The sequence below is a fragment of the Aliamphritea hakodatensis genome (genome assembly GCF_024347195.1).
GTDB classification, from domain to species: domain Bacteria; phylum Pseudomonadota; class Gammaproteobacteria; order Pseudomonadales; family Balneatricaceae; genus Amphritea; species Amphritea hakodatensis.
In genome coordinates this window covers 2297629-2318590 of sequence record NZ_AP025281.1, presented here as the reverse complement: position 1 = coordinate 2318590, position 20962 = coordinate 2297629, and the positions used below count along the sequence as shown (strand labels likewise).

Sequence of the window (20962 nt, the reverse complement as noted above, 5' to 3'; positions counted from 1 at the left end):
TAATTACGGAGCGTTAACCATGCTGCATAACTTTTCCCTGAAGAACACAGTTAAAGGCTGCAAGCCGCTGAAGTCACTGGCACTGGCCAGTGCTGTAGCGCTGGCAACCTTTGGTTCAGCAGTGCAGGCAGAGGAAGATGTCATCCTCGCGCATGCCATGTCTCAGGAGCATATCTTTAACCCGATTGCCGACCGCTTTATGTCTGCCCTTGAAGCACAGGCTCCTAATGAATTTAACGTCCGCTATCATCCCGGCGGTGACCTGGGTGACTGGACCTCACAGTTTGAACAGACCATCGCCGGCGAGATCGGTATGACGATGGCCTTCCCTGCTACCGACTTTGATCCCCGTCTGAACCTTTCAGCCATGGGTATGGTGGCCCAGAACTGGGATGAAGCTACCCGTATTTACGGCCCTGGCGGAAGCATGGTGAATACTTACAGTGGTATCTATGCAGACCTGAATATGAAGCTGCTGGCGATTTTGCCGGTTGATTTTGGCGGCATCGCCATCCGTAAAGGGACAGGTAAGGTACCGGTCAACTTTCCGGAAGATGGTCAGGGGCTGAAAGTCCGGGTCCCCCCTACCGAAGTTGCAATTAAACGGTTTGAATTCCTGGGTTTCAATCCGGTACCCCTGCCTTTCTCTGAGCTGTATACCGCGTTACAGCTGGGTAGCGTCGATGGACGTACTTTTGGCCCGCCATCTGAAATCTGGCAGATGCGTGACGTGCTGGAAACCTATGTGTTCTCCCGTGATTTCTTTGAACAGGGTGCATTTCTGGTCAATCTTGACTGGTGGAACGATCTGAATGCCAGCCAGCAACAGGCTGTTCAGACCGCCGCAGACACTGCCAGCCGCTGGGCATGGAAAGAGGCAGAAACCATCAGTGAAAAGCTGATCACAGATATCAAAGCATATGGCATTAACGTAGTTGAGCTGGACGGCCCGCAACAGGCTAAATTACGCGACATCATCCAGAGCAAAGAATGGCCGTGGATGGAAGAAACTGTCGGTAAGGATCTGGTGAATCAGGTCCGTACCGCGACCGCTAATCTGTAATTCCCTCTGACAACCGGCCGGTGCCCTCTGCACCGGCCCCTGCCTGTTTTCGGGAGATCTCCCATGCTTAGTTTATTCCGTCGTCTCGATGCGGGTTTTGCCCGGCTGTCGCGACTACTTCTTATATTTCTGTGTTTGTTCCTCACCGGCCTGATGGCCACGGCGGTGTTCCTCCGTTATGTGCTTGATCAGGCCTTCCCCGCCATTGAAGAAATCAGCATTCTCACCGGGCTGTGGCTGTATTTTATCGCTATGGTGCTGGTCACGCGGGAGCGCAGCCACCTGACAGGCGGCATTATGGAACTGCTCAATCTCAGCCCCAAGCAACGTACCCTGATCAAAGTTTTTAATGATCTTATCGGGCTGACAGTTATCTGTTTTTTTGGCTTTTATGCCGCCAAATATCTGTTGTTCATTATGAAAATTAACCGTGCCAGCACCAACCTTGGCTGGCCAACGGCGCTCTGGGTCAGTGCGGCAGTCGCAGGCTTTGCCCTGATGGCCGCCTACAAACTGCGGGACCTGTTCAGCCATTCCAACACCTATAGCCAGTATGATAATAAATCCCTGCACGCCCGGGACGCCGTTCTGAAGGAGAGTCGCTGATGGCTACCTTAAGTATTTCCCTGCTACTGATCGTTGCACTGCTATTGATCGGCATGCCGGTAGCTTACGTATTTGGCGTGGGTGCCATCAGCTTCGTGCTGCTGACCGGCAAGAGCATGAGCTATCTGGTGCCCCATGCATTCTGGCAACTGGGCAGCTTTGCGCTGTTATCGCTGCCGCTGTTTATCATTGCCGGTGCCTTAATGGGTGCCAGCGGTATTTCAGACCGTCTGGTGCGGTTTGTTAACGCCTTTGTCGGGCCGATCCGGGGTGGCCTGGGGGCAGTGACTATCGTCACCTGTGCCTTGTTCGGTGCGATTGCCGGCTCAGGGGCATCTGCCATTGCGGCCATCGGCTCAATCATGATTCCGAAGATGACCGAACAGGGCTATCCGCGGGGCTATGCCACCGCACTGGTGGGTTGTTCTTCAGTACTTGCCCTGCTGATTCCCCCCAGCGTGCCGATGATCATCTTTGCGCTGACCGGCGGGTTGTCGGTGGCCGCAGCGTTTCTCTCCACCATCGTTCCCGGCGTTGTTATCGCGCTGATTTACTGCCTGATCAATTACCTCTACCTGAAGCGCAAGAACATTAAGGTGGAGAAGAAGGTCAGCTTTCCGGAGCGCACCAAAGTAATTACCCTCGCCAGTAAAGAAGCCAGCTGGGCCATCCTGATGCCTGTGATCATGCTCGGCGGCATTTACGGCGGCATTTTTACGCCAACCGAAGCCGCAGCGGTCGCACTGGTTTACACCCTGCCGGTTGGCTTTTTTATTTACAAAGGCCTGACCATGCAGACCGCCGGCAAGGCCATTCTGCACGGGGCGATCAGCACCGGTTCTATCATTGCGATGATCTTTTTCCTGTTCGTTATGAGCCGGGTGATGATCATGGAACAGGTGCCGCAGCAGCTGTCTGATTTCATGATTGCACTGTCGGATAACAAGATCATCATCCTGTTGCTGATTAACGTCATTCTGCTGGGCATTGGCATGCTGGTGGATGATGTATCCGGCAGCATTCTGGCGTCGATCATCCTGATGCCGGTGGCGGTGAATCTGGGGGTACATCCGATTCATTTTGCAGCCATTGTCGGGACTAACTTAGGGCTGGGGAATATCACGCCCCCCTGTGCACCGCTCCTGTATATGGCCGGATCGGTGGGTAAAGCGACGTTTAATGAGTATCTGAAACCAACCCTGATGTTCATCCTGCTGGGCCATTTACCGGTGGTACTGGCGGTGACCTTCATTCCTGACCTGGCGCTGTTCCTGCCGCGCCTGCTGATGGACATTCAGTAATATAAATCCAGCAACGGCCTGAGCTGCTTACAACAGATCAGGCTGTTGCAGGTATTCCCTCTAACATACCCTGCCGACAGGCGTGCAGCAGTTCTTCCGCCAGGTCATCATCGTTCAGTGCCCGGGCGATGGCCATGCCGCCCACCATCATCACGGTTTTTTGCAGCAGCTGATTTTTCTGCGCATCTGCATCTGCCGCTTCAGTACCGCCGAGTCTTGAACCGAGCATATCCATAAAGCCCCGAAACACCTGGGTGTAAACATCACGCACCTGTTCGTCCTGCTGCGTAATATCCGTCACCAGAAATGCCAGCGGGCAGCCGCCCTCTTCACTCTTGCGATGTCCCTGACTTAAATAGCCATTCACCAGCGCCTGCAGGGCAGCGGAACTCTCTTCAGGGGACCGGTTAAGGATGTTTTTGGCCCGCCGGGATCCGGCCGTCCGCATTGACTCAGCATACAGCTCAGCCTTGGATGAAAAGTGGCTGTAAAACGCCCCTCTGGTGAGGCCGGCATCGGCCATCACATCGTTAATGCCAACCTTATCAAAACCTTTAAGTGTGAATAGCTTAGCGCCGCTCTTGAGGATTCTGAGTCGGGTTTTCTGTTTGTGATCTTTTTGCCAGGCCATGTTGTGTCTCCCAAAGCGATTACCGGCAAGCTTATTATAATTCTGAAATATGTTCTTGATCATATTGTCATAACTTCTAATCTGACAACATCACCCAGCAATGGTTAACGGAGAAATATCATGTCTGCTCAGGTTCATATTCTTGGCCCCCAGTTCAGCACCTTTGTGCGCAGTGTCTGTCTGGCCTGCGAAGAAAAAGGCATCAGTTACCGCTACGGTTTAAAGCCCGACGGTAAAGAAGTTGAGTTCAAAGGTCCTTCTCATCTGGCGCTGCATCCGTTCGGTAAAATCCCTGCGCTGCTCCATGATGACCATGTCATTTTTGAAACCACGGCAATCTGCCGTTATCTGGACGCCGCATTTCCGGGGCCGGCCCTGCAGCCTGCAGATCCGGTTGAACGGGCCTATGTCGATGAATGGTCTGCCGCCCTGAGCTGCTATGTGGATCAGGCGCTGGTGCGCAATTACCTGCTTGAATTTGCGTTTCCCAAAGGTAAAGACGGCAGCATCAGAATGGACAAAGTAGCGGAGCATCAGCCAGCGGTACTCGACATGCTGGGATTGCTGGAACACCAGTTGGCGGGTAAACCTTTCATTTGCGGCGAACAATACAGCATGGCTGATGCCATTCTCACCCCGATGATGGATTATCTGTCCGGCCTGCCACATGCTGAGGAACTGCTGGCGGCAACCCCTGAACTGAAAACCTGGACTGAGCGAATGCAGGCCCGTGATTCAGGCAAACAGGTGCTAATCGCCCGGGGATAAAGATACTCATATTGCCAACATTTCCCCCATACCCGTCGATTGTTCGTATATCCTGACGGGTATGTTCGCATTTAAGATACTGACTTCTTAAAAATTACCGCTAAACTAGTGTTTTAATTCAGCATTCTGCAACCTTTGTCAGGTTATCGGGCAGAACTCTTCCCTGCTGACAGCTATCTGTTTTTCGGCCTTCATTCACATATATGGCCTTTTGCATAAGGAGCACAAGTGCAAAACTCCCCTGAGCAACCACCGATTATCAGCGTTCAGGCGCTGCATAAAACCTATGATTCGGGCTTCAGCGCCCTCAAAGACGTAAATCTTGATATACAGCGCGGCGAGATTTTCGCCCTGCTCGGCCCGAACGGAGCCGGTAAAACCACCCTGATCAGCATCATTTGCGGCATTGTTAACCCAACTCAGGGCACAGTGCTGGCCGATGGTTACAACGTCGTTAAAGACTACCGCGAAGCCCGCAGCAAAATCGGCCTGGTACCGCAGGAACTGAGCACCGATGCCTTTGAAAGCGTCTGGGCCACGGTCAACTTCAGCCGCGGGCTGTTCGGTAAAGCCCCGGACCCTGCCTACATCGAAAAGCTGTTACGCCAGTTATCCCTGTGGGACAAAAAGAATGCCCGTATCCGTGAGTTATCCGGTGGTATGAAGCGCCGGGTGATGATCGCCAAAGCCCTGTCACACGAGCCGGATATTCTGTTTCTCGACGAACCCACCGCCGGGGTTGATGTGGAACTGCGCCGGGATATGTGGGAGATGGTTCGCGAACTGCGCGAACGGGGTGTGACCATTCTGCTGACCACCCATTACATCGAAGAAGCCGAAGAAATGGCTGACCGTATCGGCGTCATCCGTCAGGGCACCCTGATGCTGGTGGAAGAGAAAGACAAACTGATGCGTCAGTTAGGCCAGAAACATCTGCGCATCCAGCTGCAAACACCGCTGAGTGAAATCCCCGCGGAACTGGAAGAATTCCAGCTGGACATTAATGACGGCGGTTATTCCATCGATTACCGCTTTGATGTCTCTGAGGAACATACCGGCATCGCAGAATTACTGCGGGCGCTGAGTAAAGCCGGCGTCGATGTAAAAGACCTGCATTCCAGTGAGAGTTCGCTGGAAGAAATATTCGTTAATCTGGTACACCGGCAGGGAGAGCAGGCATGAACTTCTATGGCATAAAAGCAATTTACAAATTCGAGATGGCCCGTGCCTGGCGTACCCTGATGCAGAGCATTGCCTCGCCGGTGCTTTCCACTACCCTGTACTTTGTGGTGTTTGGCACCGCAATCGGTTCGCGGATGGGTGAAATCGACGGCGTTAGTTACGGGGCCTATATCATCCCCGGGCTGGTGATGCTTTCCCTGTTGAGTGAAAGTATTTCCAATGCCGCCTTCGGGATATTCTTCCCCAAATTCTCCGGCACCATTTACGAAGTGCTCTCGGCCCCAGTATCCCCTTTCGAAATCGTTACCGGTTATGTGGGGGCCGCAGCAACCAAATCAATATTGCTTGGCCTGCTGATACTGGCAACGGCACGAATCTTTGTTGATTATGAGATTGCCCATCCGGTATGGATGATCGCCTTTCTGGTGCTGACGGCCATTACCTTCAGTCTGTTCGGTTTTATGATCGGCATCTGGGCGGATGATTTCCAGAAACTGCAGATCATCCCGCTGATGGTGATTACCCCGCTGACCTTCCTGGGTGGCGCGTTTTATTCCATCAAGATGTTGCCGGAGCCGTGGCAGACCCTGACCCTGTTTAACCCGGTGGTCTATCTGATCAGCGGCTTCCGCTGGGCCTTCTATGGTGTGTCTGACGTGAACGTCGGGGTGAGCCTGAGCATGACGTTCGCCTTCCTGCTGCTGTGTCTGGGCGGCGTATGGTGGATCTTCAAAACCGGTTACCGGATCAAGACCTGAGCATAAAAAAAGCCGCAGGGGTTACCTGCGGCAAACTAAGCTAGCCCCTAAGGACTAATCCCTGACGGGATGCTGTGACTGGCGGGCGGAATCAGCCGCCCGCCAGTTTAACCAGGTTATTCAGTTGCGGTTGCAGCCCGGCAATGCCAGCCGCCACCGGACAATTCTTTAAATCCGTAATCATGCTCCTGCCGCTGACAACCACCCCACCGGCTTCTTCGATCAGTAACAGCCCTGCCATACAGTCCCAGGGGTTAAGATCCGCTTCGTAGTAGCCGTCCGTCTGGCCGGTAATGACGTACGCCAGCCCTAATGCCGCAGAACCAAAACGGCGGTGCTCAACCCCCGCTTCATGCAGGTATTCCAGCACATTCAGGTAAACATTCAGTTCGGCGCGGCGGGAATACCCCAGAATCAGCGTCGGGTCCGCCGGCAAAGCACCGTTCAGCTCACAGCGCTGTTCATTGCAGTAAGCACCTTCGCCACGCTGGCTGTGAAACAGCTGCTGCCGTACCGGGTCATAAATCACCCCTAGCTGGATCTGCCCTTCGGCGACGTAGGCAATGGATATGCCCCACTGGTCTACGTAACGCATGAAGTTGGAGGTACCATCAATTGGATCAACCACCCAGAAGCCCTGTTCCGGTTTCAGGTCGCTGTCTGATTCTTCACCGAAAAAACCGTCTTCAGGAAACGCTGCCTGCAACCGGCTACGGATCAGCTTTTCTGTCCGCTGGTCTGCTTCGGTCACGAAATCCTGTACACCCTTGGCTTCAATCATCAGTTCGCCACTGCTAAGCCCGCGCTGGTATTCCAGCGCCAGCGCCCCGGCTTCGATGGCAATGTCCTTTGCTACCTGATATCTGTCACTCATGTATTTTTCTCATTATTTAGCTGTGCTGTTACGTGCTGTCAGGCTGACATCCAGTACTTTAACGGCGGCCGGTAATTCCGGGTTATGGATGCGTTCCAGTAACACTTCCACCACCAGCTCGGCCAGTTGTTCCGGGTCTTGCCGGATGGAAGACAGGTCATACACCGGCCAGCCCGCCTGCGGGATGTCGTCACAACTGATCACCTTAAGTTGCTGCGGTACGGCGATTTTCTGCGCTATGCGCAGCTGATCCAGAAACCCCATGGCCATATAGTCGCTGACGCAGAAAACCCCGTCGGCCGGCTCGGCCGCAGCCATCAGCAAATCGGCCGCATGACGTCCGCCGTCGTAACTCTGTTCCGGCGCCGAAAACCGTTCAACAGTTTCAATCCCCAAACTGCGGCAACGCTCGGTAAACGCTCCCACCCGCACACTCAGCGAGTAAGACGGCTTAACGGTAGTTACCACCGCCAGTTTGCGACACCCTGAATTAAACAATGTCTCAGCGGCAATCCTGCCGGAGCGGGGGTTGTCCAGCAGTACCCTGTCGACCATGGCATCGGTCTGATCCTTATTGACCAACACCATGGGGACGCCCAGGGTTACACACTCTTCACAGATGCTCTGGGGCGGTGTATCCGAGGTGACAATCACACCGCTGACGTTATATTCGAGCAGCATGCCAATGATCCGGGAAGGATCTTCTTCCCCTTCCACCAGCAGTAGGATCGGCCGCAGGTTATTGGCCAGTAAGGTTTTCGCCAGATATTCCACCTGCCGGCTGCGGAACGGGTTGTCCATATTCGAGGCAATGATACCCACCAGATCTGACCGGTTATTGATCAGGCTGCTGGCCAGTTTATTCACCCGGTAACCCAGTGCCTGTGCCGCCTGCATCACTTTATTACGGGTCTCTTCCGAGACACTCGCATTCGGTGTAAAAGTACGTGACACCGCCGAGCGGGAAACTCCCGCCAGGCGGGCCACGTCAACGGAGGTGACCTTTTTGTTGTGACTGTCTTTGTCAGACATAAACCTGTTACCTGTTTAACGGTATTGTTAAAATCACGTATCTTTACAAAGATAACGGTATAACTGTTGTTTAAAGATTTCCGGATGGCGCTGATTAATCAGTGCCGGCCGTAAGTCAATCAGTCGGGTAAAAACATCCGGATCATCCCCCTGATAACAAAACATCAGTTGGCAGCCGGCTTCCTCCACCTGCGCTGCCAGTGCGGCCAGATCGACACCGTCCCGCACCAGCACTTCAATCACCCAGGCATTAATGCTGTCCCGTGCGGCAGTGATCTCACTGAAGTCTTCCTCCCGGGCCATAATCCGTGCCTGCGGGCTCAGACGGCGTAACTGTTGCAGCTTGTCAGCGGAAAAACTCCAGAAGAAGCAGTCTTCAATAAAGCTCTCGGCATTCACCGCCGCCAGAACTTTTTCCGGGCTAGCCCCTTTCAGTTCGATATACAGTTTGCCGCCGTGCTGCTTTGCCAGCTGAATCACCTGCTGCAACGTCGGCAACGGTTCGCCCCGGTAAAAGTCACTGAAAAACCCGCCGGCATCCAGTTGCTGTAACGCGCGCAGTGACTGTTCAGTAACCGGGCCGCTGCCATCGGTGGTCCGTTCCAGAGTTTCATCATGGCAGAGGACTAACTCACCGTCGGCGGTTTCCTGTACATCCACTTCTGCCCACTGAAAGCCCTGTTCATAGACACGGGCCAGAGCAGCCAGGGTGTTTTCCGGGGCAATCAGCTCGGCTCCCCGGTGGCATACTGGCTGTGGCAGCTCTGCGGTTGTCTGCAGCGGCCGTGCCGGTGAACCCGGGTACGGTACCAGCAGCTCAGGCCGGTCACTGCATACGGCAAGTATCGGCAGTTGCATCAGCGCCTGAATAACAGCGGGCCGCTCCTCATGCCAAAGTACCACTTCAAGCTGCTCCTCAGCCGCCCTGCTTAGTAGCTCAGGGGTGACAAGGGTCTGTGGTGTATTGCTGGCCCGCTCCCAGCACAGATGAATTGCATCAGCTCCGGCTTCAGCGGCCATGGCAAACGGATCTGCTCCGACCGGTACAAGTACGGATAACGGATACTCACACCCGGCAGCCGCCAGCGGTTTAACCCAATCGACAATGAATGAGCCTATTGCTGCGTAGGTAAAGCTGGCCTCCCGCAATTGTTGCAGTGCTACCGGGCCTGCCGTGGCAGCTTTCAGCTCAATATACAGACCGCAGCCTGTCTCAGTGGCCAGCGCCATGACTTCCGCAAAGCTCGGCACCTGTGGCACCCTTTCACGCAGTTCGTTAAAACTCAGAGCTGAAATATGCGCATCGGCCCCGAAGACGGTCATCAGGCTGTCATCATGGCTGACGACACAGACGCCATCGGCAGTCAGCCTGGCGTCCAGCTCCCACATATCCGCCCCAAGCAGTGCTGCGGTACGGAACGCCGCCAGGGTATTTTCTGTGGCGTGATAACTGGCGCCCCGGTGACCGATAATCCGCGGCCCGGCAAACCTTGCACAGGGCCAGTCAGCGGTTGTCAGTTTTGGTATCAGTGCTGCTGACCGGTTCATGCAACCCGCTGCCCCTGCTCATCAAAGATCAGTACCTGTTCGGTATTCAGCGGCCAGCTGACGCTGTCTCCCAGAGCTGCATTTGCCCGTACCGGCTGAATAGACCGCAGCACAGCACCGTTCCCCAGCCGGACATCGTAAAGATTTTCCCGCCCCTGGGTTTCCACAAAGCTGACTTCCCCCTGCAATTCAATACCTGCTTCATTACCGAAGTATTCAGGGCGCACGCCTAAACGCACGATCTTGCCGTCCGGCTGAGCCGGTACCCGGGATGGCATCGGCAAGTGAATGGCAGAGTCTTTCAGCCGGATCTGACCGTTGGCAATGGTTCCGTCCAGAAAGGCAATCGGCGGATTACCGAGGAAGCCTGCAACGAAATCCGTCTGCGGGTTGTGGTACATGTCGTTCGGCGTGGTGACCTGCAGAATCTTGCCGTGATCCATCAGGGCGATGCGGTCACACATGGACATGGCCTCGACCTGATCATGGGTCACCAGAATCGCCGTGATGCCGGTTTCCTGCTGAATACGGCGGATTTCAGAGCGCATTTCCAGCCGCAGCTTGGCATCCAGATTGGCCAGCGGTTCGTCCAGCAACAGTACATCCGGTTTACGAACCAGCGCCCGGCTCAGGGCCACCCGCTGTTGCTGACCGCCGGATAACTGCGACGGCTTTCGCTCCAGCAGATTACCGATATGCACCAGTTCAGCGATTTTATGCACTTCTTTTTTAATCTGCTCCGCCGGCATTTTCTTAACCATCAGCGGAAAGGCGATGTTGTCGAAAATCGACATGTGCGGATACAGCGCGTAGTTCTGAAACACAACGCCGACATTACGGTGCTGGGAAGTCACGTGGGACACATCCCGTTCGCCGAACAGAATACGGCCGCCGTTGCACTGATAGATCCCGCAAATGGAAAACAGTGTGGTGGACTTGCCACAGCCGGAAGGCCCCAGCAGCGCCATCATTTCGCCATCGCGGACTTCCAGATTCATGTTATTGATGACAGTTACGTCATCAAACTTCTTGGTGAAATTATCTAGCAGGATACGCATCAGCCTTTCGAGCCTCCACCGTAAATGTTCATCAGCTTATTCTGGAAAACCAGATACAAAACGATCACCGGCAACACATAAAACAGGCCGATGGACTTAAACAGGTTGAAATCAAATTTCTGGTCATCGGCGATCAGCGAAGCCAGATATACCGACAACACCTGCACATCCGCTTCCGGTGCAAAGATCTGCGGCATCAGGTATTCACTCCAGCCTTCCAGGAAGGAAAACACGCCCAGCGCGATCAGTCCCGGTTTAATCTGCGGTAACACCAGCAGACGCCACACCATGAAGCGGCTGGCACCGTCCTGTACGCCGGCCATTTCGATTTCCCAGGGCACCGTGTCATAAAACCCTTTCATCACCCAGATGCCGAACGGCAACATCAGGGCCGCCTTGATAAAGATCACCCCGATCAGGGTGTTATACAGGCCCAGAAACTGCAGCACGATAAACAGTGCGATCACCAGCGTAACCGTCGGAAATGCATGCAGGGTTAACACTCCCGCCAGAAAGAAACGGCGGAACGGCATATTCAGACGGGAAAGCGCATAGCCTGCCGTCAGAGACACCGACAGAATCACCAGCGTCATTACTGAAGCAAAGATCAGCGTATTCAGGGTCACCTGCCAGATACTCACGGTACCCGGGTCGGTTTCCCACAGAAAACGCCAGTGTTCCAGCGTCAGTTCATTGGGTATCAGCGAACCGGGCGCGGTGTTGGTAAAGGTATCGATGAACAGATACAGATACATCACCAGCAGCGGGACTGAAAACAGCCCCAGAATCAGGGTGACCGGCCAGCTCTTAAAGTTACTGCTGTTTTTATCAGACATAATCAGGCCTCCCCTCAATTCTCAATTTTCGGCCGGGCAACCAGCTCATCAAATTTAAACAGCCGCAGGTACAGCAGCGACACCAGTATCCCAATGGTAACCAGCACCAGCGCCATCGCCGCCCCATAACCGTACTGCAGGTTACCGGCGTAGTTATTCAGCGCGGTAAAGTAGGCTTCCAGCGCCCACACATTGGTGGTATTCCCCGGGCCGCCTTCCGTCGACAGCAGGATGTATTCAAAGGATGTCAGTAACGACAGGGTCGTATAACTGGTAGTGAACAGTATCGGCCAGCGTAACTGCGGCAGGATGATGTAACGTACCTGCTGCCAGCGGTTCGCACCGTCTACTTCACTGGCATAAAGGATAGATTTAGGAATGGCCTGGATAGCACTGGAGAACAGGATCATACCCAGTGACGCACCCACGAACCCGTTGATCAGCACCACCACGGCCCAGGCACTGCCCACCGACCCCAGCATGTAGTTGAACGCAGGCACCCCAAACCAGCCCAGCACCGTGGAAATAAAACCGGTATCCCAGGTGAGCCACTTCCACAGCAGCACATAGAGTACCGGCGGCGAAATCCGTGGTAACAGCCACACAGCCCGGAAAAACGCCGACTGACCGGATGGCAGATAGAAGGTTGTCAGGGCCAGAAACAGGCCAAAGCCAATATTAAATGCCAGCACCAGTAACACGTAAACCAGCGTATTGAACGCCACCACCCAGGTGTCCGGTTTGCTGAACATGCTGGTAAAGTTGTCTGTGGTCCAGATCCAGCCGGTATAACTGGCACTCAGCACCTGTTCAAGTTCAGTTGCGCTCAGCTGTATACCTGTTTCAGTAACGGCTGTTTTAAATTCGTTTTCTGTCAGGTAACGGCGGTTCAGTATCGACTGGCTGAAATATTCAGCAGACTTTTTAAGCTCGCGTACCTTGCGGGGACGGTCTTTTACTTTTTTAAGGGCCCGCTCAAAATCCCGCTTACTGTGATATTCACGGCCCAGCAAGGTGTCACGGAGCCCCTGAATATAGGCAGATTTCAGACCGGCACCGGCGGCCCTGGTCAATCCCTCTTCGGTAACCTGATAACGGTTACTGCTCAGAGCCGTAAGAGACTGCTTATCAAACTCTCCACGGATTTCCAGCTGCTTAACGATTTTGGGTGTTAACAGATATTCGCCGCCGGAAATGCCGGTCGCGGTTCCCATATTGGTAAAACCGAAGACGGCGGTCATCACCACGGGTATCAGAAAAAACACCAGAACCATTACCAGCGCGGGCGTCATAAAGCCCAGACCCAGCAGGCCAATGCGTTGGCGCATACAAATTTCCTATGAACTGCTCTTTCATTGTGCCGGCGGTACCGGCAACCGGAGATAAGGAGCCGGTGTCAGCCACCGGCCCCCGGACCCTTAGCGGATCTGAATGTTGTCACCCAGGGCAGACGCCAGTTCAGATTCAACACCGCTGACGGCATCGGCAACGCTCTTCTGGCCGGTCCAGGCGGACTCAAGCCCTTTGAACATGATCTGCCAGTACTGACCAAACTCAGTGTGATTCGGCATTGCATTGGCATTCACCAGGAGCCGTTCGGTGGCCTCAGTGGCCCACTGATCGTTCGCATAGAGATCAACATTCGCCTGCTCTGAACCAATGCCCAGGTGGGCAGATTTGATGGCGTGCAGCGAGTTAAGACGGGGTTCTGATGCTATGGCAATTAACTGGGCAGCAATGGCGGCATCATCATCGGTGCCAGTATTGGAAATCAGATACACCAGCGGATGGGTTATCGTATTGGCGCGGCCTTTATCGTTACCGCTCGGGATCAGGGTAAACTGGATATTGCCAAAGAAATCATCCAGCCCTTCCTTACCGGTATAGCGCTTATAGTGCCAGGTGCCACCGTGCCAGGTTGCCGCCTTGCCGTTAGCCACTTCGGAATACCACTGGTTCCAGTCGGCACCCAGATGGGTTTTGGAGGTTACCCCCATTTCAGCAGCATCAACGAAGAACTGATACATCTCCGTCATGGCCTGCTTGTCAAAAATCAGCTGACCGGTCTGGGCATCTTTCAGCTGACCGCCGAAGCTCTGGTAAAACTGCCAGTAATCCGGGCCGTTTGAAACCCGTGGTGAAAAGCCCTTACCCTTTTCGACCAGGCCTTTGTCCTGAATCTTTTTGGCATCTTCAATGACGTTATACAGAGTGTATTCACCGCTCTTTACCTTTTCAGGTAGGGCATCGATTTCGGCATCACTGTAGCCGATTGCTTTCATGTGCGGACGCCAGAAAAAGAATGGCCGGGATTCAGCATCCTGAGGCATGCCCCACAATTGGCCGTTATAAGACGCGATTTCAATCAGGTTGTCATATACCTGATTAACCGGCCAGGCATCCTGGTCGATATAATCTTCAATCGGCCGGATCAGACCCGCCTGCGACCAGGGCGCAATGTCCGCATGGGACGTTACAATGATATTCGGCGCAGTGCCGGATTCGCCCGCCAGAGTCACCGCCTGTTTGAAGTTTTCCCAGCCATCGTTAAACAGCTTGCCTTCAACGGTAATATTCAGTTCTTCGCCCTGAATTTTTGCTTCCCGTTCCAGAATATCTGCGGCGATCTCAATCGCCTCTGTACGGTATGAATCAGCCTGATTCGAGCCGCCGGCCCACACGCTGATGGTGACATCTTTAGCCATGGCAGCCGTCGCCACTGATACTGCCAGTGCCACCGCGCCTGCCCTGAGGCCCAGTGCCAGTTTTTTCGTAACCATTGTAAACATCTCCACTTGTTTATTGTTGTTCCGGAGCCCAGTTAACCCCGCCACAGGCCGGGTTTTGGCTGGTTTTCAGACCCTCATAAGAAGGCTTTTTTAGCAAAGCTACCAGATCAAGTTAACACCCGATGCACACGTGTGCAATGGCAAAATATAGAAAAGATGTATGACGTAAGAATGACAAAAATCTTACATTTTGTAATATTTAATCTAAATATATGAAAATAAAACAAATATTCTATTAATGATAAATAATGAAAGGAATCATATTTTTTTCTGCTCACTGAGTGCGCCGCTGAAGAAGATCTGTCCATGTTCACCACAATGCCGGACTCCATATCAGTATTCACTGCTCGCTTAACACTGCGGCTCAGGCCACCCTGTAACAGGCAATCGCAACAAGCCTTAAACATTTGCACCGGCTATCATCCAACCGGCTCCCCGTATCACCTGCGACAGGATCAGGCCTTTGCCCCTGTGCCTTTCAGCCTCAGCCTTAACAAGCAGGTTCTGCAGGTTCAGGCCCTTCATTTAAACGACAGTTCTGTTTTTTCTGCGTATAACCAATATGAGATATACGGCGATTGTCTTCACTTCTCCATCCCGGCGGAGTCTGCTACTAATGCAGGTACTGTGTGAGGTCTGAAGGAGCCGGACTGTATCGATGCAAACAAAAAGTGAACAACTGAAGGTATCTGATGAGATCTTTCAGGGATGGCAGCAGACCGTAAATATTATTGCCGAACTGGCCAGTATTCCGGCGGCGCTGATTATGCGGATCAGCCACGACAGCATTCAGGTCTTTGCCACCAGCGAATCCAGCAATAACCCTTATGGCCGCGGCATGACTGAGCCTCTGGGTCAGGGCCTGTATTGCGAAACAGTGGTCGCCGACCAATCGCAGTTGCTGATCCCCAACGCGCTAGTGAACCATGACTGGAAGCAAAACCCGGACATCGCCCTGGGGATGATTTCGTATTGTGGCCTGCCGCTAAACTGGCCGGACGGGTCCCCCTTCGGCACCATCTGTATGCTCGACAATAAAGAGAACTGCTATACCCCGCAGGCGCTCAGCCTGCTGGATCGCTTTCGTGAAACCATTGAAACGGATTTGCGGATTATTTTCGAAAAACACAGTTTCGAGCTGGCAAACCTGCAACTTGAGGCACGCATTACTGAACGCACACAGGAGCTGGAAGCGCTGAACCTGAAGCTCAGTAAAGAAATTGACCGGCGCAATGCCAGTGAGCACACCCTGCAATACAACCAGCAGTATGACGCCCTCACCGGCCTGGCTAAACGCAGCGCACTGATGCACAGCCTGGAAGCCCAGCTGGAACAGCTTAACCCGACTCGCTCAGGCATCGCGGTGTTATATCTCAGCCTGACGAATTTCAAATCCATTAACAACAGTTATGGTCACGTCATTGGCGATAGGGTTCTGCGCGAGCTGGCCCGGCGTATCCAGAGCACGCTTGAACATCACCAGTTTGCAGCCCGCATCATCGGTGATGAGTTTGTCATCGTCAGCCAGCCACAGAAACCCGGGCAAACCGTCTGTCAGGATTTAAAGGAACAGGCACTGGCGCTGGCACATAAGATCAGCAAGCTCAGCCAGAACGTTTATAACATCCACGGCCATTCGATAACCGTCAGTGCCAGTATCGGGATCGCAATGGCACCCCATGATGGCCTGGAAGCAGCGGCGCTGATCCAGAAAGCCAGTGCAGCAATGGCAGCCAGTAAGGAAGATAAACTTAGCTACGGCTTCTTCAGCGAGGCAACCGAAGCACTGATAAATCAGCGCTACCTGCTGGAAACCCATCTGGCTGATGCGCTGGAAAACGATGAACTGATGCTTCACTACCAGCCACTGATCTGCACCAAAACAGGCGTAACCGTTGGCGCTGAAGCCCTGCTTCGCTGGTTCAGCCCGGTGCTGGGTAATGTCCGGCCCGACCAGTTTATCCATGTGGCCGAACAGACCGGACAGATTATGCAGATCGGCAGCTTTGTCCTGCGCAGTGCCATCCGGCAGGCCAGCCGCTGGCATAAACAGTATCCGGCCGATTTCCGTATCGCCGTTAACATTTCACCCATCCAGTTTAAAGACGATCAGTTCGCCGGTTACCTTGCAGAATTACTCGACTGCTATCAGCTTCCTGCGCAATACCTCGAAGTTGAAATAACCGAAGGCGTACTGATTGAAGATGAACACCGGGCGGTTAAAACCATCCGTACCATTCAGGAACTGGGGGTGCGTACCTCTCTGGATGATTTCGGTACCGGCTATTCATCGCTGAGCTATCTGAAAAAATATTCTTTTGACACCCTAAAGATAGACCGCAGTTTCATTGCCAATATCGTAGACAATAAGCAGGATCAGAAGCTGGCACGGGGCATTATTTCAATCGCCCGCAGCCTGGATCTGCAGGTAGTGGCCGAAGGTATAGAAACCGCCGAACAGAACCGCTTCATCAGCCAGGAAGGCTGCGACTACGGTCAGGGATACTATTACGGTAAACCGGTTCCCGGCGACGTATTTGCAATCCGCTATCTGAAAGACAATCATACAAAACAGCAGGCGATACAGATCTGTGCCATGCAGAACAGCCTGACGAATAACAAAGTTGCTGGTTAACCAGCCCGGACGCCCTACTTATGAGCCATCTTTCGACCCAGGAAATTATCGGACACTTAGCAGACCTGACCGGTGCCCTGACCTCAGAAACTGACCATGTGCGTCTGCTGGACCGTATTATTCTTGGCTGCATGAGCCTCACCAATGCCGACGGTGGTACCCTTTATACCATTGACGAGCACAGTGATAATGACCTGAACATTGCCATTCTGCATAACCGTTCCCTGGGCATTCACGGTAAACCGAGCAACTTCCCCACCATCGAAATTTACAATTCCCGCCAGCAGGCGTCGAAGCTGGTTGCCGTACAGACCTTTGTGTCCAAACAGACCATCAATATTCCGGATGCCTACAGCTGTACTGAATATGATTTTTCCGGCACCCGTAATTTTGACAAACAGCTGAGCTATCACTCAAAGTCGTTCCTGTGTGTCCCGCTGAATGACCATGAGAACGTCACCATCGGTGTTTTGCAACTGATCAATGCCCTGGATGAAGATGGCAACATCATTGAATTCGATCAGACCCACCTTGAACTGGTTCAGTCCCTTGCCTCACTGGCAGCAACGGTGCTGACCAAACGGCGTCTGATCAATGCCCAGCGGGAATTATTCGAATCCTTTATTAAACTGATTGGCCGGGCCATTGACCATAAGTCTCCGGTGACGGGCAAACACTGCGAACAGGTGCCGGAAATCGCCATGCTGCTGGCCGATGCGATTAACAGCAGCCAACAGGGATCATTTGCAGATACACACTTCAGCGAGCAAGAACTGTACGAACTACGGATTGCTGCCTGGCTCCACGATTGTGGCAAAATCACCACGCCTGAATACATCATCGACAAAGCCACCAAGCTGCACACCATGTTCGACAGGATCGAGCTGATCAGCAGCCGGTTTAAAATCTACCGGCAACACTTGCGCCTCAGTTTCCTGCAGCAAACCGCTGAATTTTCTGATCAGAACACCGCCCAGCAGCAAGCACTGGATCAGCAGTTGGCGCAACTCAGTGATGATCTGGCGTTTCTGCGCTCAGCGAATACCGGTAAAGAATTCATATCTGAAGCTGACCAGCTGCGGATTAAAGCAATCGGCGAACTTCGCTGGGAAGATGAAGACGGCATACACTGCCTGCTGACTGAAGACGAGATCAGTAACCTGTGTATCAGCCGCGGCACACTGACGGAAGATGAACGTCAGGTAATGCGTGATCACATCAAGGTCTCCATCGACATGCTGGAGTCCCTCAAATACCCGCGGCAGCTGGCTGAAGTGCCGGAAATCGCCTGCAGCCACCATGAACACATGAATGGTAGCGGGTACCCCCGTGGCCTGACCGGTGACCAGTTGTCATTAAGGGCCCGGATCATGTGCATTGCCGACGTGTTTGAAGCTCTCACCTCACCGGACCGCCCCTATAAGAAAGGCATGTTGCTTTCCAAAGCGATGAACATCCTCGGCCATATGGTTCAGGACGGTCATCTTGATCCGCAGCTGTTTAAACTCTTTGTTGAAAGCGGTACTTACAGAGCCTATGCCGAAAAGCATATGTCGCCCCGGCAAATCGATGATTTTGATATCAGCGCACTGCCGGGTCTGAACGGTTAACCAGGCCGTTCAGAAGAACAGCCCGCCGTCTATTTTTGCCGGTGGCAGTAAATCCCGTCCCACGGCTGCTGGCCGGCTTCACGGCTTTCGGCGATGCGCAGTAAATACATCTGTGCACAGTAATCATCCTTATCAGACCGCAGATACCGGCGGAAAGCGGCGTCGGCCTCGTCCCAGCGCTGTTGCTGATACGTCCGCACCCCGGCAGAAAAGTCATCAATGCCGGTCAGTTGCACCGGCGTCAGCTCTGAACGCTTGCCCACCGGCTGGTACAGATCCACCGGCTCAAAACGGCCTTTTACCCTGACCCGGTCGATATAACGAAAACCGTACTCAGGCACGCTGTTAGCGGTTTCATCACTGACTAACAGCGGGCAGTTATAAAACTTCGTCAGCCCTTCCAGCCGGGACGCCAGATTCACCGCATCCCCCATGACGGTATAGGCCATCCGGAAACTGGAGCCCATGTTCCCGACATTCATCTGTCCGGTGTTAATGCCCATGCCCACAGAGACTTCCGGCAAACCTTCTGCCACCAGTTGCCGGTTCAGCTCCGGCAGCACGGCCAGCATGTCCATCGCCGCCTGCAGGCTGTGCCGTGCATGGGAAGCATCCTCCAGAGGCGCACCCCAGAAGGCCATCACCGCATCACCGATGTATTTATCAACGGTACCGCGCCGCTGGTGAATTTTTGCGGTCATGGAGGTCAGGTATATATTCATCATCCGGGTCAGCTGCTGGGGCGATAGCTGTTCCGAAAGGCTGGTAAAATCGCGGATATCCGAGAAAAACACGGTCATCTCCCGGCTTTCACCGGATAGCTGTACCGCATCACCCTGCGCACTCAGCTCGGCCACCACTTCCGGCGGAATATACTGGCCGAACTGACCTTCCAGCTTGCGGATATTCCGGGTTTCAAAGAAATAGCCCGTGATCTGTAAAAACAGATACAGCAACACCACCAGAAACAGGCTATAGCCCAGGGGTATCACCCACTGTAATGCCTGCCAGGCATACAGATTAAACCCGCTTAACATGCCCACCCAGACCAGGGCCAGCAAGCCTGAAACCAGCACAGACGTACGGGGAATCAGCAACGAGAGCAGTAAACCGCTGAGCAATACCTGCAGCAACTCAACGCCTAAGGTGTAATCTGGCCGGTGGTTGATCTGCTCATCCAGAATGCCGGCAATGATATTGGCATGTACCTCAACACCGGCATAACGGCTGCCGACAGGCGTGACCCGTAAATCCAGCAGCCCGGCGGCACTGGTTCCCACCAGCACGATGGCTCCTTCCAGTACATCAGCACTGGCGCGGCCGTTGATAACATCCGTCGCCGATACGTAAGGGAAACTTCCCTGCCGGCCCCGGTACGGCACCAGCACAGCACCACCGTTATCTACCGGAATGCTGATCCCCGCGGCATCCACCGCCACCAACACAGAATCGCTCCCGTCACTTTCTGTTACCGGTATTACCTGATCTTCTTCAAACAGGGCGAGAATCATAGCCAGCGCGAGAGACGGATAGTACTGCGACTGGTATTCCTGCAACAACGGCACCCGGCGGTATACCCCGTCGGCATCTACCCGGGGGTTATCAATAAAGCCATTGCGGATACCCGTGGCCTGAAACGCATCCAGACTGGCCACCACACCACTGGCACGGGGTACCGGAATGCCTTGCAACTGGCCGGCACCCACCACCGGGCTACCCGGATCTCCCACTTGCAGCTGCTGTGTGCTGCGATCAAACACATAGCCCAGCACTACTGGCCGGTCTTCCAGTGCAGCGGCAAACTGCCGGTCCGGATTCAGGCTGTCCAGCTGGGTGCTGAGTTCGCTGCCCGCAGTTGCCGGCCGGCTATCGAGCCACTGCTGCAACGCTTCAAACGGCACATTACGGTCGGCTTCAGCAAACAACATATCGAAACCGACAATCGCCACCCCGTATTCATCAAACAGCTTATTTAACAGCTTCGCCAGTGTCGCCCGGCCCCAGGGCCAGCGCCCCTGTTCAGCCAGGCTGGCTTCATCAATGTCTACAATGACGATGCGCGGGTCCTGATCATCCGCCAGAAACTGCCGTAACCTCAGGTCGTACAGATCCGATTCAAAGCGCTCCAGCAAGACCGGGCGGCTATCCTGAATCAGCGGCACCAGCATCAACAGGGTAAGTAAGATCCCCAGACCGCTGCGCACCAGCCGCTGGCCGACACTGAATCCCTTAATCACTGGTACTACTCCCCTGTAAAGCAGGTATTGTCAT

Annotated in this window: 17 protein-coding genes; 8 read left to right on the top strand and 9 right to left on the bottom strand. The window is 53.8% G+C overall.

From position 1 onward, the window contains the following. Positions 1–19: 19 nt before the first annotated feature. From dctP to PCI15_RS10595, 3 genes are all read left to right on the top strand, one after another. Complete coding sequence (dctP, locus tag PCI15_RS10605) at positions 20–1063, top strand: TRAP transporter substrate-binding protein DctP (protein WP_271274306.1); 1044 nt, start codon at positions 20–22, stop codon at positions 1061–1063. A gap of 63 nt (positions 1064–1126) precedes the next feature. Further along, positions 1127–1669, top strand: coding sequence for a TRAP transporter small permease (locus PCI15_RS10600; RefSeq protein ID WP_271274305.1), 543 nt, complete (start codon positions 1127–1129; stop codon positions 1667–1669). Next, a complete protein-coding gene (locus PCI15_RS10595) occupies positions 1669–2970 on the top strand; it encodes a TRAP transporter large permease (protein ID WP_271274304.1) in 1302 nt (433 codons plus the stop codon). Before PCI15_RS10600 ends, PCI15_RS10595 begins: the two co-directional genes overlap by 1 nt. A 37-nt stretch (positions 2971–3007) precedes the next feature. Here the strand turns inward: PCI15_RS10595 and PCI15_RS10590 are convergent, their stop codons facing one another. Further along, entirely contained in the window at positions 3008–3601 is a 594-nt protein-coding gene (locus tag PCI15_RS10590; RefSeq protein ID WP_271274303.1) for a TetR/AcrR family transcriptional regulator, read from the bottom strand. Between the two features lie 120 nt (positions 3602–3721). On the opposite strand from PCI15_RS10590, the gene PCI15_RS10585 reads away from it, so the two are divergent. The 3 genes from PCI15_RS10585 (at position 3722) to PCI15_RS10575 (ending at position 6309) form a co-directional block, all read left to right on the top strand. Beyond that, positions 3722–4369, top strand: a complete 648-nt coding sequence (locus tag PCI15_RS10585; protein WP_271274302.1) for a glutathione S-transferase family protein — start codon at positions 3722–3724, stop codon at positions 4367–4369. Between the two features lie 228 nt (positions 4370–4597). Then, complete coding sequence (locus tag PCI15_RS10580) at positions 4598–5551, top strand: ABC transporter ATP-binding protein (RefSeq protein WP_271274301.1); 954 nt, start codon at positions 4598–4600, stop codon at positions 5549–5551. Continuing rightward, entirely contained in the window at positions 5548–6309 is a 762-nt protein-coding gene (locus tag PCI15_RS10575; protein WP_271274300.1) for an ABC transporter permease, read from the top strand. The genes PCI15_RS10580 and PCI15_RS10575 overlap by 4 nt, the downstream gene beginning before the upstream one ends. A gap of 91 nt (positions 6310–6400) precedes the next feature. On the opposite strand, the gene PCI15_RS10570 is transcribed toward PCI15_RS10575, so the two are convergent. The 7 genes from PCI15_RS10570 to PCI15_RS10540 all read right to left on the bottom strand — a co-directional run bounded on the left by PCI15_RS10570 (position 6401) and on the right by PCI15_RS10540 (position 14437). Next, positions 6401–7183, bottom strand: a complete 783-nt coding sequence (locus tag PCI15_RS10570; RefSeq protein ID WP_271274299.1) for an inositol monophosphatase family protein — start codon at positions 7181–7183, stop codon at positions 6401–6403. Between the two features lie 12 nt (positions 7184–7195). Beyond that, a complete protein-coding gene (locus PCI15_RS10565; protein WP_271274298.1) occupies positions 7196–8215 on the bottom strand; it encodes a LacI family DNA-binding transcriptional regulator in 1020 nt (339 codons plus the stop codon). A 33-nt stretch (positions 8216–8248) separates the two neighbouring features. Then, positions 8249–9763 (bottom strand): glycerophosphodiester phosphodiesterase, encoded by a 1515-nt coding sequence (locus PCI15_RS10560; protein ID WP_271274297.1) that lies wholly within the window; start codon positions 9761–9763, stop codon positions 8249–8251. Next, positions 9760–10821, bottom strand: a complete 1062-nt coding sequence (locus PCI15_RS23780) for an ABC transporter ATP-binding protein (protein ID WP_271274296.1) — start codon at positions 10819–10821, stop codon at positions 9760–9762. Before PCI15_RS23780 ends, PCI15_RS10560 begins: the two co-directional genes overlap by 4 nt. Continuing rightward, complete coding sequence (locus PCI15_RS10550; protein ID WP_271274295.1) at positions 10821–11657, bottom strand: carbohydrate ABC transporter permease; 837 nt, start codon at positions 11655–11657, stop codon at positions 10821–10823. Before PCI15_RS10550 ends, PCI15_RS23780 begins: the two co-directional genes overlap by 1 nt. Before the next feature lie 14 nt (positions 11658–11671). Continuing rightward, entirely contained in the window at positions 11672–12985 is a 1314-nt protein-coding gene (locus PCI15_RS10545; RefSeq protein WP_271274294.1) for a carbohydrate ABC transporter permease, read from the bottom strand. A 90-nt stretch (positions 12986–13075) separates the two neighbouring features. Beyond that, positions 13076–14437: an ABC transporter substrate-binding protein gene (locus PCI15_RS10540; RefSeq protein ID WP_271274293.1), complete on the bottom strand. Its 1362-nt coding sequence runs from the start codon at positions 14435–14437 to the stop codon at positions 13076–13078. A 667-nt stretch (positions 14438–15104) separates the two neighbouring features. Here PCI15_RS10540 and PCI15_RS10535 point away from each other — a divergent pair. Further along, positions 15105–17081 (top strand): bifunctional diguanylate cyclase/phosphodiesterase, encoded by a 1977-nt coding sequence (locus PCI15_RS10535; RefSeq protein WP_271274292.1) that lies wholly within the window; start codon positions 15105–15107, stop codon positions 17079–17081. Between the two features lie 20 nt (positions 17082–17101). Then, a complete protein-coding gene (locus PCI15_RS10530) occupies positions 17102–18691 on the top strand; it encodes an HD domain-containing phosphohydrolase (RefSeq protein WP_271274291.1) in 1590 nt (529 codons plus the stop codon). A 29-nt stretch (positions 18692–18720) separates the two neighbouring features. Here PCI15_RS10530 and PCI15_RS10525 read toward each other — a convergent pair whose 3' ends face one another. Then, the gene (locus tag PCI15_RS10525; protein WP_271274290.1) at positions 18721–20928 is read right to left on the bottom strand and encodes a CHASE2 domain-containing protein; all 2208 of its coding nucleotides are present in this window, start codon (positions 20926–20928) and stop codon (positions 18721–18723) included. Positions 20929–20962: the final 34 nt, after the last annotated feature.